The following is a 12,590-nucleotide window of genomic DNA, read 5'->3' as shown; positions in this document are numbered from 1 at the left end:
CCTCATTTCTAATCTATTCCCAGATAAAAACGCCTCTAGTTCACATGAATGCTAGAGACGTTTCGTCCATTTTAATTCTCTTTAGAGTTATCTGTTTTTTGCGCTTCACCAGTTAATCGCTTATTTTTCAAATCAAAATAAGCATCTAAAACTTCTTTTCCAATATCGGAGTTAATGCCCGATTTATCATTTTCAACCCACGGTACTACAACAGAAAACGCTACTTCTGGATCATCATATGGCGCATATCCAGCTAATGTTAAGTTATAACATTCTCTACGGTCGCCTTTCTCATTTCGCCCAATTTCATTTTCTCCACCATATACAGTTTGTGCGGTTCCTGTTTTACCAGCTGGTTTATATGGTGCTTTTTGGAACGCTCTTACTCCCGTTCCATCTCCGTCTTGAAATACTTTTCTAAATCCTTCTTTTACTTGATTAATATATTCTTGTTTCATATCGATTCTATTTAAAACAACGGGTTCTATTGATTGTACTACTTTACCAACCTCATCTTTTTGAACGGTTTGTTCTCTAATCTCTTGAACAATTTGTGGTTTCATTCGATACCCTCCATTTGCGATAGTCGAAATATATTGTGCAAGCTGAAGTGGTGTATACGTATCATATTGTCCAATAGAATAATCTAATAAGAAACCAGGCTGATTATCTTTTCTTCCAATTTGGCCTGCAGTTTCATTTGGTAAATCAATACCAGTTTGTACGCCTAGTCCAAATTGCCTGAAATAATACCTCATTTTATCAAAATATTCTTGTTTAATATCTAGCGAACTATTTTTTACATAATCCACTCCAGCAATTTTTAATGCTATATTAAACATATAAACGTTTGAAGAAACTTGTAACGCTCTTAGATCGTCTATATCACCAAAATTTTTCCAAGACTTCTTTTCCTTAGTTCCTTTAAACTTCATAGGTGCATCATAAAAATGTGTCCCAGGAGTTATTGCATTTGTTTCAAACCCTGTTAACACTGTCGCACCTTTAACCGTTGATCCAAGCTCATATGAACTTGTCAGCGTGCCTAAAGCATAATCTTCTACTTCCATTTTCCCATCTTTTTCTACAAGCCTTTTCCCAGCCATTGATAATACTTGGCCATTTTTAGGATTCATCATCACTACGAAAGCACGGTCTAACATTGATTCTGATCCTTTATATTGTTTTAATATTTTTTCTATGCTCTCCTCTACTTTTTTTTGCAATTCCATATCTATGGTTAAAGTTAAATTTTTACCGCTTTTTCCTTCCGAAACCGTTTCCGTTCTAATAGTATTTCCTTGTTTATCAGCAATGCTTCTTACTTCTTTTTTTGTACCATGAAGTACATCTTCGTATTGCTGTTCGATATAACTTTTGCCGACCCTATCATTTCGGCTATAATCACGCACTAAATAATAATCTAATCGTTCACGTGGCAATCCTTCATCAGCATTTGAAACGTTACCAAGGACAGAACGGAATAATCCATCATTTACATAGATTCTCTCCCAATCAACTGATGCGTCTACTCCTGGAAGGTTCGCTAAATTTTCACTAATCACCGCATATTCCTGTTCACTAACGTCCTTTTTAATAATTTGAGGTGCCATTTGAAAACCTGAGGTCATTTTACTTTTAATAGCTAACATTTCTATATCTTTAGCCGTTAGTTCTTGAAGATTTTTATCTGTAACGCGTTTCCTTTTTAAATCTTCTATTTTTTTGTCTAGCTCTTTTCCGGTAATATCCTTATCTCGGAACTTATCTATTTCTTTTTTTGATACTAAGTCTTGAGCAAGTTCTGGATTTAATTGCATCCAAAAGTCTTTCTTATCAGTCTCAGTTAACTTATCTATATCTTCTTGTGGCATTTCAATAATATCTGCAAGTTGTCTTGCTGATTTTAATATTTCTTCTTGTTTTACACCTTTCACCTTTGTATATGTAATCGTACGTAAAGACTTATTATCAACTACTGGATTTCCTTCACGATCAAATATTTTCCCACGCGGTACAGAAAGGCCCACGGTTGCATTTTCTCTCTTCTCTACTTCATTTTTATATGTTTCTCCATCAAAAATTTGCACTTTCCCTAACTGAATAATAATGCCAGAAAATAATAAAAATACACAAAGGAATAAAATATTTAACCGGAGAGGTACTACTCTACCACTTTTCTTCTCTTGCTTTTTCACTTTGTCATAATCTCCTCCTTACAATATTTCAAATAATAATCACATTTCTATATTAAAAGTAATGTACAATTTCTATACATTGCTTTGTACAAATATTAATATAATGTTTAAAACTTAATAGAAATTAAAACAAAGGTAAAGAAAAGGTAAAGTTTACTAAATTAAATATAAAAAATACCCAATAACAAAAAGCTTAGTTTTCACTAATCGCTTTGTTATTGGGTATTAATTGATTTAAGAATTACTACTAGTGCGTATTGGTATACATTTGTCGTCACAATTAGAAAGAGATTGTTTACTTAGTACTTTCGGTAAGTAAATAGTTACTGTTGTCCCGACACCAACCTCACTCATGATACTAATTGTCCCTTGATGACTTTCAATAATTTTATAACTTAACATTAATCCAATACCAGTCCCTTTTTCTTTCGTACTATAAAAAGGTTCACCTAATCTCTTAATTCTTTCTTCAGGTATTCCTATTCCTTCATCTATTACATGAATAATGACACCATCATCATTTATTTCTTTTATGTGAATTGAAATTTCCCCACCATTTGGCATAGCTTCGATTGAATTTTGCAAAATATTAATAAATACTTGTTTCAATTGATTTTCTGAGCATTCAATAATTATATCTTTGTCATCCGTAAATAGTTCAACTTGAATATTTGTCATAATTGCTTTTGTATTCATTAACGATACGACATTTTTAAAAATTTGATAAATATTTTTCTTTTCTGTATTTATTTCATCTGTTTTAGCAATTGACAGAAATTCTTGCAGGATCGCTTCTATCCTTTCAATTTCAGAAAGCATAAGATCAAAATATCTTTCTTGATCTTCTTTATTAATTTGGAATAACTGTATAAAACCTTTAATTACAGTTAAAGGATTTCTTACTTCATGAGCTACGCCAGCTGCTAATTGACCAATTGCTGCAAGCGTATCTGATTTGTTTAACAATTCTTCTGTCTTTTTTCGCTCTGTAATGTCGCGTATAATAATCATAATTTTATCACGTAATAATGGTAAACACCTAGCTTCAAAGAAATCAATACTTCCATTAAGTGTGAGTGGATATTCTACAATTACATTCGTTCCTTTTTCCTTCACTTGATTAATGGCTTCCTGAAACTGCTGCGCTACTGAAGATGGTAATACTTCGTAAAACTTTTTTCCCATAAAAGCTTCTGCGGGTACGTAAAACTTCGTAGGAGATCCTGCCTTGTAATCAATAATCGTGCCATCATCTTCTGTTAAGAAACATAAATCTGGTAAAGCTTTAAAAATTAATTCAAGTTCAGATGTTTGTTGTTTTAACTGCTCTTCTATCGCTTTTAAATGCGTAATATCTACACCAACAGCCCAATAACTATATCCTGTTACAGGAAACTGTTCTGATATATTCGACCACATTATTGTTTTGATTTCACCATTTTTACATGTTAAGTGCATTTCCCAATCTCTGAAATTTTTTCCACAAGTTAAAAATTTCTTTTGTATTTGCTGGCGATAATTATGATCAGGATACAATAATTGCAGTGCATTTGGATTTCCAATTATTTCTTCAGCGGTATAACCTGTTACGATTTCACATTCTCGGTTCCACAAAACAAAATCTCCATTATAATCAAGCGCATCGACCATAACAGGCATGTTTTGTAAAATCGTATGTAGTTCCTCCTCTTTCCGAGAAAGCAACGTTGTATTTTTACTTTGAAATACCTTTATTGCACCATCTAAAATTAAACTTGAGAGCATTTCAAAGTATTTTTGACAACTGAAAATTTCACTTTTTTTGGACCATACAACAAAAGATCCTAAATGTTGATTGTATAAGAAAATGGGGATTTCAATCTTTGGAAGTTTACTCTTTTTTATCTCATTCATTCCGAATGAAAAAACACACTCTTTTTCAGCATCAAGAAGTTGATGTGATATGTTAGTTAATTTATAAAATTGTTCTGCCATGGTTTCTATTGTACTCACATCAATAAGTTCCATTAGCCGCGAATTCATTCTTTGTTCACCTCAATATGTAAAATTAATACAAATCTAAAATTCATACTTCTCCATTATACGAAGAAAGCTAGTGTAGGTATATAGCTGTAGAATAATTATTCGAACAAATTTTATTTTTCAATTAAAACAAGAAAAGAATATATATACTGAATACACCTTTAATTAGTATATATTTCGTTCATTCCTCATTTATTGTCTAGGTAACTTGAATTCCTCCTTACATTCACTTAATTTTCACTTGAGAGTCATACGCGTCACTAATAGCGGTATAAACATGCAATAAGTATAAAGTTCATAAAATATTCACATTTTTATGAAAAATATACACATTTATTCCAATATATTCTATATAATGAAATGTAATAAGGCTTCTATGAATCTCATAGAATACCTTACCCCTAATAAAAAGAAAAAAGAATCCATTTGGATTCTTTTTTCTTTTTTTAATTACATTACATATTTATATAAAGCATGTGCCACACCATGTTCTTCATTTGATAACGTTTCGTATTTACACATTGCTTTTATTTCTTCAACTGCATTCCCCATTGCAATTGATATGTTCGCTTTTTCCATCATAGAAACATCGTTTAGCCCATCACCTATCGCTACAGTGTTTTCAACCGGAATATTAAGATGTTCTGCTAAAGTATATAATCCATTCCCTTTTTGAGCATCTCGATGATTAATCTCTAAATTGTGCCAATATGAAGATGTAATTGCTAAATCTGTATTATGAAGAAATGTTTCTTTGAGTTTTTTTAATTTCTCAATTTCATAAGAAAATGGTAATAGTTTATGCACATGTATATCTGTTTCTACAATTGGTTTACAACTTTCCGCACTATGAAACGCTGTATGCTCAAGATATAATGCTGCGATTGTTTCTAACTCTTTCAAGTCGAAATTTTCTTTTGAATTCTTCACATGCTCAATTTCATTACGTACACTCTCTACTCCATAATCCGGTACATACACACCTTTATCAGTATAGAGCTGATAATATAAACCATTCTCTTCAAGATATTCTACAATTTCAAGTGCCTGCATATTTTGAATTGGATATCTCTTCATCATTTTTTTATCTTTATATATAAGAGCACCATTTTCCGCAATGATTGGACACTCTAAATCAACTTCTAACAATAATCGCTCAATGTCAACAATAGAACGTCCTGTACAAATTGCTACAACATGGCCAGCTTCTTGGCATGTTCGAATTGCTTCTGCATTTTCTTTACTTATCATTTTATTCCCCGAAAGAAGAGTTCCATCTAAATCAATTGCGATTAATTTCATTATTTCTTCACCACTTTCTATAAATACACGAGTTCTAATTAATTATTAGGTATCGTTTTCATACAATCCTCGTGAGGTACTTCTTATTTATAATTTATGAAAAGCGTTTCAGGTCAAGAAATAATTAAAAATAAAATCCAAAGCTTTTCTTTTTAAAAAAGCTTTGGATTTTAAACTATGAATTATAACTAATGTATTTTGTCTCACACATGTACACATTTTTTTCTTCAGTTGGGATATATACTTTAAACTTTTCTAACCGTTTTCCATAGACATGAATCGTAATAACGCTTTCATTTTTGCTAATTTCAAGAATATGACAATCCGCTGGTGGAATTACTTTATCTGTTTCTCCTTCTCCCAAATAAAGATTTCCTGTATGTGTTAAATAAACAAGTGAATTTCCAAGTTGTTTCGTTTGTATAAAGTTCTGCACCATAATCCTTCCTGAAAAAACGCCTTCTACGCCCCATGTGCCGTCATGATCATGTAAAGGTGTAGATTGTCCATCTTTCCATACGAGAGCTAGTACTTCAAAACGTTTGAGCGGATCTTCATACAATAAATGTCGTGCATATTGAGTCAAATTGGCCTTCTGTTTATCTAACGGAAGCCATGTTTTCTTTTCTAAAAGTTCTTCTAGTAACTTTTCAATGCCACACACTATTTCTTCTTCAAATAAACCGTTTTCCATAAGATCTGTAACACCTTTAATAAACTTTTGAAATGATTTACTTCCATTACAAGTCAACATAAGAATCCTCCTCTACGTTTTATACAATTCCATATTAAGGTGATTACCGAAAACTCACAATTGAGAAACAAAAAACAAGATGCAAATGTATGCACCTTGTTAAGATTTTTATTTAGCTTTCAATCGAATAGGTAAGTATTTTAATGTTTGTTCATTTTCCAATATACATTTTTCTAAACAGAAAGATGGAGATAGCTCTATTTTTTCAAAAGCATTTATAAAGGTAGTTAATGCAATCTCAGCCTCTAAACGTGCAAGTGGTGCTCCTAAGCAAAAGTGAGGACCTTTCCCAAAGGTTAAATGCTTTTCATTTCCTGTTCGATGTACATTAAATTGAGAGGCTTGTGAAAATTTTTTCTCATCTAAATTCGCTGCACTAACCCACGCAACAATCATCTGATTCTTTTTCATGAAAGGACCAAATATATTTGTATCCTCTGTAATCCTCCGGGCCAATGTAACAGGAAAGCGATAGCGTAATACTTCCTCAATCGCTTTTAAAATTAAGCTAGGTTCTTTTCTTAACTCTTCATAAATTCCAGGTGAATCTACTAAAAAGCAATAAAAGCTATTAATAATTAAATTTGTAGTGGTTTCATTCCCAGCCGCTAGTAAACCTAATGAAAAGGTTACAATTTCTTCATCGGTTAATCTTTCGCCTTCATATTCAGCTCGAATTAAATCAGAAATGATATCATCGGTTAAATGATATCTCTTTTCCTGAACAATCGGTAGAAGGTATGCTTTGAATTCATTTAATGCTATCCCTTTCTCAGTATCCAGATCATTAAACTTTTCTTTACTATACGGCATAAATAAAATATCAGACCATTCTTTAATTTTTTTACGATCTGTTGTTGGGACTCCTAATAAATCAGAAATAACGGTAACAGGTAAAGGTGCAGCAAACTGTTCAACGATATTAACTTCACTACATTTTTCGATATGTTGTACAAGTTCATCTGCGATAGCCTGTATTCGAGGTTTCCACTGTTCTAAACTTCTTGGAGTAAATGCCTTAGAAACAATGGAACGTACATTGCGATGTTCTGGTGGATCTGTAGAGTTTATATTTATTCTAGTTTCTAAAGGAGGGATTGAGAATTGTCTGCGCTCCCTTCTACTTGAAAATAAGCGATAATCTGATAAAACACGATTTACATCATCATATAAAAAAACATTCCATACATCCTGCTCTTCATCATAATGAACTGGGTGATTATCCCTCATCAAACGATACCATTCATATGGATTCCATAATTCTTCTTTTGTTTTCAGCTTTGAAATTTCATGAACTAAAATAACATTTTCAGGTGAAGCCATAGTTCTTTCCTCCCTTTTCTTTTACAATAAAAGTGATAGGTCGGCAGTCCAAAGTTGTATAAACTATCATATGTTATTTTAACATATACCAAAGGGGATTTTTCATTAGAGAACTTGAGAAATATATAAGGGGGATTTTTATGTACGTTGACATTTTACTACTAGCAGAATTAACGACAGGACCAAAACATGGATATGAAATTAAAAAAAATGTTCAAAATCGTTTAGGTGAAAATTTCGAATTAAATCACAACATGCTTTATCCTGCCCTTCGGCGCTTTGAAAATATGGGTGCTATAACGAAAAAAATACATAAACAAGTCGGAAAACCAAACCGAAATATGTACGATATAACAGAAACAGGAGAAGAAATTTTTTCTGAAATGTTACGAGAGTTTCCCGAAAAACTTGCGACAAACAATACAGAATTTCTTGTTCGTATTGCGCTATTTGAAAAACTTGACTATGAGGATAGAAAAGAGATTTTGACTGTACGTCAAAACGTACTATATAATCAGCTTACTGCTATTCAGTCTCTAGATGTTACCTCATCTTTTATTACTGAAGTCATTGAATTTAGTAAATCACGAATTGAACATGAATTGAGTTGGATTACATCACTTATGAAAAAAATATGAAAAAATAACAAGAAAAGTTAAAAACAATGAATGAAAATGATATTTATTATCAATACTATAATTAATAAAAGGGCAACCACGATTTGGCTACCCTTCAAACATTTACACTTCTGGATCGAAAGTTTTGCAATCTGTTTCTTCCGTTGTAGATGCATGTTTACCTTTATGACTTACTACGTAAATTGCCTCTGCACTACATTTATTACCGTTCGCCCAAAATTTACAGTTATTTACTTCACATAAAACGTCTTGTGCCATAGTATCACACCTCCTTGTTCTATTATCATTAACAAAATTCGGAGGTATGATACTCTTTGTCATGCATTTTTTATTCCCTTTTTAGCTTTCTTAATGGTTCAATATCTCCTCGTACAATCACATCTATATTTTCAGTTATTTTTTCAATGTCAAAATGCCACCATTGAATTTGTAATAATTCTTCTATTATTTCATTTGAAAATCTCTCTTTTATTTTATTTGCTGGATTTCCACCAACAATTGTATATGGTGCGACGTCTCTAGTCACAACAGATTTAGCTGCAATGATTGCACCATCTCCTATTTTTATTCCGGGCATAATAGTTGTGTCCATACCAATCCAAACGTCATTTCCTATAACTGTATCGCCTTTGTAAGGTAAATCAGACAAACTAGGTGTATACTTCTCCCACCCATTTCCAAAGATATTAAATGGATATGCCGAAAATCCATCCATCCGATGATTCGCTCCGTTCATTATAAAGTTAACTCCAGATGCAATACAACAAAACTTTCCAATAGTAAGGCGATCCCCAAGAAATTCATAATGATGTAATACTCGATTTTCAAATGTTTCTCCATCTTTCGCATCATAATAAGAATAGTCACCAACAAGTATATTAGGTTTTGTTATTGTATTTTTTATAAATTGAACGTTTTGATTTCCTTCAATAGGGTATTTAATATTTGGATTAGGATTCATTTTGTACAGCACTTCCTTTACCACTTATTTCACTTTCTACCGCTATTACTGGCTTTAAATTGTATATAGGTAAAATAAACAATAATCCAATTATAAAAAGTAAAGCCGTCCCTTCATACATCATACTTAATGAAAACATCTCTTTTAATGAGCCAGCTATACTCATCGTTACTACCATTGAACCGGTAAATAGCGGACTTAAAATACCATTTACACGACCTATAAAATCGGTATCGCTATTTTGAATAATAAGCGTATTAATACCAATTTGGATACAAGGAAGAGCTAAGCCACTAAAAAGCTGAGCTGTAAGTGTCACCCATAAATTTGTAGAATATCCTATAATGCCAATACCAATTGCTTGACCAAGCATACCGATAATTAACATCTTTTGCGGAGCAACGTTTTTCGCAAATACCATTGCTAATGTTCCGCCAACAATCATTCCCGCACCATTTACTGTTAGTAGCCACTGTAAACTCTCTTTTGATAATCCTAGCTGCTCAGTCACAATAAATATACCTAATGGTTGAATTAATCCTATACCTAGTCCTGCAGCCATAAAGCAAAGCCCTAGCAAAGTTAATGCTTTTTTCTTTTTGACATACTTAATACCATCCTTCATCTCCTGCAGCAGAGTGATATCTTTCTTTTCTACGTCGTTTTCAAGATCTTTCGGAAGAAATAACAATACAACTGCCGCAAGTAAAAACGAGATACCTGTTATGATGATTGAAATATAAATTCCAAAACTATGAAAGATAAATGTCCCTAGAATTGGTCCTAATACCATAAATATTGCAAATATCGTTTGATATATAGACATCGCTAATTGAATTTGTTCCGTTGATAAATGTTGTTTAAACAACTTCATTCCAGATGGTTGTGAAAACTGTGAAAGGATTGCAGAGATGAGTGTCACAAAAAACACAATTTTCCACGTTCCAAACATAAGCGTAATTAAGACAGCGAATACTGAAATGGAACTTAACGTTTCACACCATATCATTGTCTTCTTTGGCTTCCACCTATCAGCAAAGGTACCGCCAATAAATGAAAAAATAAAAATTGGAGCGAATTCAGCAACTGAAATCATGGAAATAGCAAAAGCATCACCTTTTGTCATTTCCATTACATATAGTAATACCGCAAAGTTTCGAACCCATATTCCTATTTGTAAAAATAATGCTGATGCTAAAATCCCTTGTACAAACCGATTTTTTAATACTTGTGATACCCCATTGTTTTGTTTCGTTACTACATTTGTCGACATAAAAAAGCCTCCTATTTCATGTTCTGAACAGGAGGCAGCACAAATCATATAAAAAGACTATATATTCGCAGAGCGAAATACATCCCTTTTCTATAAATGTACAGACTAACCCTATTCAGAAGAATATTTCGTTTTTTAACGAAGATCTCTTACAAATAGAATTAGTTGATCATTGGGATGTCTTCACCCTTCCGTTTCGAATTTAAATAACACATACATACTCTATGTAAATCATTTTCGATGTATGCATGTCTCCTTTTAACTATTCTAGAAAGTTAAAGGTAATTCCTCTAAAGAACGCATTAAATAGTTACCTTGCCATTTAATTTCTTCACGATTCCCTTTTATTTGTAGTTCAGGCATTCGATTAAACAAAGTAGTAATAGCAATCTTTGCTTCTAACCTCGCAAGTGGAGCGCCTAAACAGAAATGGCTACCATGACCAAAGGCAATATGACGATTATTTTCCCGAGTAATATCGAATACTTCTGGGTTTTCAAATACAGTTTCATCACGGTTTGCAGAAGCTAAGGCAATGACAACCATATCTCCTTTTTCGATTGTTCGGTCGTGAATTTGAAAAGGTTCCGCTGCCCATCTTGCAGTTGTAACCTCAACTGGAGAATAATAACGCAATCCTTCCTCAATAGCCGAATCAATTAGTTTTGGATTATCTTTTAATAACTGTAATTGATTTGGATTTTCAAGAAGTGCTAATACCGTATTTGTAATTAAATTCACTGTCGTCTCATGTCCTGCGACAATTAATAGCATTATCATTGAATATAGTTCCCGAGCGCTAAGTTTACGCCCTTCACTCTCTGCAAGTATTAAAGCACTCACCAAGTCTTCTTTTGGCTCTTTTCTTTTAATATCAACTAAATATTGAAGATATGTAATAAACTCAGATAGTTGTTTTTCGGTCTCTTTTATTTCTTCAGGTGTTTCTGGTGATGCAATAACAGCATGAGACCAAATCCTAAATTTCGCTTGATCTTCTTTTGGAATACCGAGCATCTCACTTATTACAATAATTGGTAATGGAAATGAATAATCATCCACAAGATTTAATGTACCTTTTCGCTCTATATCACTTATCAAATTATCTGCTATTCTCTGAATTCTTCCGTCTAATTGTGCAATCATCTTCGGTGTAAAAGCTTTTTGAACTAAAGATCGTAAACGACTGTGGTTAGGTGGATCTGAATTTAGCATATGTGTTGTTAAGTGGTCACTATTATCAACGGAAAGATACATGTTCTTTATATCTTGAGAAAACACATTTGTCCAATCTTTTTTTAAACGATTATCTTTTAAAAGTGGCAGAGCATCTTCATATCTAGTAATGAGCCATTCTTTACCGATTTCAACTTGGTTTACAAATAATATAGGTTGTTTTTTTCGCGATTCTTTATAAATTTCATACGCATCTTCTTTAAACTGAGCTGAAGCTAAATTAATGCCATCCTCTATGCTTAACCCAACTTTGTTTTTCATTGACATTGTATTCCCTCACTCTCATTTGTTTTTGAAAACCAACCAACATATGCATTATACTCTAATAAAAACGTGAAAATTGTAAATTTTTAATCAAAATCTTACTTCGTATATTGAAAAATAAAAAAGTGAGAGAGTACAATCGTTTTACTCTCCCACCTCTCTTTATGCGAAGCACATAAAATTACTAATTTGTTGATAGCGATAACTTACTTTACGACGACGACCACCTTGCCAAGTGTAACCTGATACTCCGTTTCTTCTCACTTCAGTCGGAAAGAACCATAAATCCCTTCCAAAAGGTCCAGGACGATGTAAACGTAAATAGCCCCATCTTCCTAAACAGTTACACATCCATGATTTCATATTGCCTGGTTGTGCTGGAGAAGCAAATGTAGACGGTAACGATGGCGCTTGTGACGGTGGTGGTGACGTTGGAGCATCCTCCGCATCATCTGGTCTGTAATCTTCTTGTTCAATATCTCTCACTTCATTTGTAGGTTCATACCCGTAGTTTTGTGGATTATAATACATCGCTTGATCATATGGATAATTTTGTTGGTTATACATATTAACAAATCACCTTCTTTTCATTCATTACCTTTATCATTCATATGTGATA

The 12,590-nt window shown here is 32.7% G+C and carries 11 protein-coding genes; 1 reads left to right on the top strand and 10 read right to left on the bottom strand.

Translation table 11 applies throughout. From position 1 onward, the window contains the following. Nucleotides 1-71 precede the first annotated feature (71 nt). The 5 genes from MHH27_RS13425 to MHH27_RS13405 form a co-directional block, all read right to left on the bottom strand. Nucleotides 72-2,198, bottom strand: coding sequence for a peptidoglycan D,D-transpeptidase FtsI family protein (locus MHH27_RS13425; RefSeq protein ID WP_340942896.1), 2,127 nt, complete (start codon nt 2,196-2,198; stop codon nt 72-74). Nucleotides 2,199-2,432: 234 nt separating this feature from the next. Beyond that, nucleotides 2,433-4,220, bottom strand: coding sequence for an ATP-binding protein (locus tag MHH27_RS13420; protein WP_141541677.1), 1,788 nt, complete (start codon nt 4,218-4,220; stop codon nt 2,433-2,435). A 450-nt stretch (nt 4,221-4,670) separates the two neighbouring features. Continuing rightward, nucleotides 4,671-5,522 (bottom strand): Cof-type HAD-IIB family hydrolase, encoded by an 852-nt coding sequence (locus MHH27_RS13415; protein WP_000766385.1) that lies wholly within the window; start codon nt 5,520-5,522, stop codon nt 4,671-4,673. 175 nt (nt 5,523-5,697) lie between these two features. Next, nucleotides 5,698-6,276 carry a cysteine dioxygenase family protein gene (locus tag MHH27_RS13410; protein WP_000954437.1) on the bottom strand — a complete coding sequence of 193 codons (579 nt, stop codon included), beginning with the start codon at nt 6,274-6,276 and terminating at the stop codon, nt 5,698-5,700. A 108-nt stretch (nt 6,277-6,384) separates the two neighbouring features. After that, nucleotides 6,385-7,599, bottom strand: a complete 1,215-nt coding sequence (locus MHH27_RS13405) for a cytochrome P450 (protein WP_098251514.1) — start codon at nt 7,597-7,599, stop codon at nt 6,385-6,387. A gap of 140 nt (nt 7,600-7,739) precedes the next feature. Between MHH27_RS13405 and MHH27_RS13400 the strand changes: the two genes are divergently transcribed. Continuing rightward, the gene (locus MHH27_RS13400; protein ID WP_000289127.1) at nt 7,740-8,237 is read left to right on the top strand and encodes a PadR family transcriptional regulator; all 498 of its coding nucleotides are present in this window, start codon (nt 7,740-7,742) and stop codon (nt 8,235-8,237) included. 102 nt (nt 8,238-8,339) lie between these two features. Here the strand turns inward: MHH27_RS13400 and MHH27_RS13395 are convergent, their stop codons facing one another. From MHH27_RS13395 to MHH27_RS13375, 5 genes are all read right to left on the bottom strand, one after another. Then, complete coding sequence (locus tag MHH27_RS13395; protein ID WP_000046095.1) at nt 8,340-8,495, bottom strand: DUF1540 domain-containing protein; 156 nt, start codon at nt 8,493-8,495, stop codon at nt 8,340-8,342. A 70-nt stretch (nt 8,496-8,565) separates the two neighbouring features. Further along, complete coding sequence (locus MHH27_RS13390; protein WP_001069204.1) at nt 8,566-9,198, bottom strand: Vat family streptogramin A O-acetyltransferase; 633 nt, start codon at nt 9,196-9,198, stop codon at nt 8,566-8,568. Next, complete coding sequence (locus MHH27_RS13385) at nt 9,188-10,471, bottom strand: MFS transporter (protein ID WP_098014922.1); 1,284 nt, start codon at nt 10,469-10,471, stop codon at nt 9,188-9,190. The genes MHH27_RS13390 and MHH27_RS13385 overlap by 11 nt, the downstream gene beginning before the upstream one ends. Before the next feature lie 267 nt (nt 10,472-10,738). After that, nucleotides 10,739-11,974, bottom strand: coding sequence for a cytochrome P450 family protein (locus MHH27_RS13380; protein WP_098014921.1), 1,236 nt, complete (start codon nt 11,972-11,974; stop codon nt 10,739-10,741). Nucleotides 11,975-12,133: 159 nt separating this feature from the next. Next, entirely contained in the window at nt 12,134-12,538 is a 405-nt protein-coding gene (locus MHH27_RS13375; protein ID WP_000282687.1) for a hypothetical protein, read from the bottom strand. Nucleotides 12,539-12,590 lie beyond the last annotated feature (52 nt).

Origin of the sequence: Bacillus sp. FSL L8-0152, assembly GCF_038006365.1 — a bacterium.
Lineage (GTDB): Bacteria > Bacillota > Bacilli > Bacillales > Bacillaceae_G > Bacillus_A > Bacillus_A cereus.
This window is presented reverse-complemented; position numbering and strand designations above follow the sequence as displayed.

What these genes read in the sequence shown, in the direction of transcription:
- MHH27_RS13420 (WP_141541677.1), bottom strand. Translation starts at nt 4,220, where the DNA reads ATGAATTCGCGGCTAATGGAACTTATTGATGTGAGTACAATAGAAACC.
- MHH27_RS13415 (WP_000766385.1), bottom strand. Translation starts at nt 5,522, where the DNA reads ATGAAATTAATCGCAATTGATTTAGATGGAACTCTTCTTTCGGGGAAT.
- MHH27_RS13410 (WP_000954437.1), bottom strand. Translation starts at nt 6,276, where the DNA reads ATGTTGACTTGTAATGGAAGTAAATCATTTCAAAAGTTTATTAAAGGT.
- MHH27_RS13405 (WP_098251514.1), bottom strand. Translation starts at nt 7,599, where the DNA reads ATGGCTTCACCTGAAAATGTTATTTTAGTTCATGAAATTTCAAAGCTG.
- MHH27_RS13400 (WP_000289127.1), top strand. Translation starts at nt 7,740, where the DNA reads ATGTACGTTGACATTTTACTACTAGCAGAATTAACGACAGGACCAAAA.
- MHH27_RS13395 (WP_000046095.1), bottom strand. Translation starts at nt 8,495, where the DNA reads ATGGCACAAGACGTTTTATGTGAAGTAAATAACTGTAAATTTTGGGCG.
- MHH27_RS13390 (WP_001069204.1), bottom strand. Translation starts at nt 9,198, where the DNA reads ATGAATCCTAATCCAAATATTAAATACCCTATTGAAGGAAATCAAAAC.
- MHH27_RS13385 (WP_098014922.1), bottom strand. Translation starts at nt 10,471, where the DNA reads ATGTCGACAAATGTAGTAACGAAACAAAACAATGGGGTATCACAAGTA.
- MHH27_RS13380 (WP_098014921.1), bottom strand. Translation starts at nt 11,974, where the DNA reads ATGTCAATGAAAAACAAAGTTGGGTTAAGCATAGAGGATGGCATTAAT.
- MHH27_RS13375 (WP_000282687.1), bottom strand. Translation starts at nt 12,538, where the DNA reads ATGTATAACCAACAAAATTATCCATATGATCAAGCGATGTATTATAAT.